Origin of the sequence: Bradyrhizobium sp. Mp27, from assembly GCF_029953005.1 — a bacterium.
GTDB lineage: Bacteria > Pseudomonadota > Alphaproteobacteria > Rhizobiales > Xanthobacteraceae > Bradyrhizobium > Bradyrhizobium barranii.
On record NZ_JASAUS010000508.1, the window covers coordinates 1 to 1300 of the forward strand.

A 1300-nucleotide genomic window follows, 5' to 3' on the forward strand; every position below is an offset into this window, starting at 1 on the left:
TTGTTCCATCGCCTTCAGTCTCCTCTCGGCTCTCTGACAAGCCAAGGATCGCAGAGCGAAAGCCGAAGCGAAACCAGTCAATCAAATGGGAGAAAAGCTCCGCTTACGATGGCTCGTTCTTCATTACCCCTGAGGGATTGGAAGTACTGGAGGGAACGCCGCCCGAATGAGCGTCCAGACCGCCTTATCTGCAATCCCGGAGGGATTGCGCCAACCCCTGCTGGTTGAGTATCAGTCGATCGTACAGAATTTTGCGGAGCATCGATGGTCGCCATCGGAGCTGAGCGGCGGCAAATTCTGCGAGATCGTGTTCACCATCTTAGACGGCCATGCGAAAGGCACTTATGCTCCTTCGCCGAAGAAGCCGCGCGCCCTTCGACCAAGCATGCAAGCTGCTCGAAAATAATAGCCAAGTCCCGCGCAGCTTCCAGATCTTGATCCCGCGCCTCTTGCCTGCGCTCTTTGAGGTCCGAAACAATCGGGGCGTGGGGCATGCAGGCGGTGATGTCGATCCCAATCATATGGATGCAGTATTCGTCCTTTCTAGCTGCACTTGGGTCATGGCGGAATTGGTCAGGGTCTTTCACAATGTCTCAATTCTCGACGCGCAGGATATTGTCGATAAATTAGCCGAGCGGCGAATGCCATTGCTTTGGATCGGCGACGGTATGCGGCGCGTGCTCGATCCCAAGATGGGTTTGCGAGAGCAAATCTTGTTGTTGCTCTGCACATCGCCTGGCAAAATCGCGACCGCAGAACTGAAGAATTGGACTGGCTACAAGAATAATACCTACTTTAGGAAGCTTCTTCGCGAGATGCACGAAGAGCGTCAGATCGAATTGGACAGCGATGGCAGCGCGGCGCTCATTTTGCCACCCGGGGACAAGATCGCTTCGGAAATTATAGCGAAGCGAGTTTGATAAATGTCCGATTGGATAGGGGGCCACTGACTTGGCTTGGCTTATCCACTTGTCCAGCCCAGACTTCATTATCGCAGGTGCCACTCGCTCAAGGTAAAATTTGTCGTTTGTCTCACCGGGCGAGACGACCTTGCGCCGCTCTATTGCTGCTGCATGGACGCGACCGATGATGTTTAGCTTTGCCAAGATTACTTGCTCGTCCGTGTGATACGGATGTTCGCGACAGAGTCGATAAAGGATTTCGTTTGTTAGACGCCAAGGCGTCGTCTCTCTAGCCCGTCCTATTCGTGAGAGTGCGGCTTTTGGGCCCGATTGATGCGGCCGCACATCTTGTCTGACGAGGCGCACAGGATTGCCTTCGGCTTTTCGCCGCCTGACGA

2 protein-coding genes are annotated in these 1300 nt (G+C 54.2%); both read left to right on the plus strand.

What is annotated here, in order from left to right; translation table 11 throughout:
• Positions 1–166: 166 nt before the first annotated feature.
• Positions 167–406: a hypothetical protein gene (locus QJT78_RS51370; protein WP_157790284.1), complete on the plus strand. Its 240-nt coding sequence runs from the start codon at positions 167–169 to the stop codon at positions 404–406.
• A gap of 28 nt (positions 407–434) precedes the next feature.
• Positions 435–920, plus strand: coding sequence for a hypothetical protein (locus QJT78_RS51375; protein ID WP_157790286.1), 486 nt, complete (start codon positions 435–437; stop codon positions 918–920).
• Positions 921–1300 lie beyond the last annotated feature (380 nt).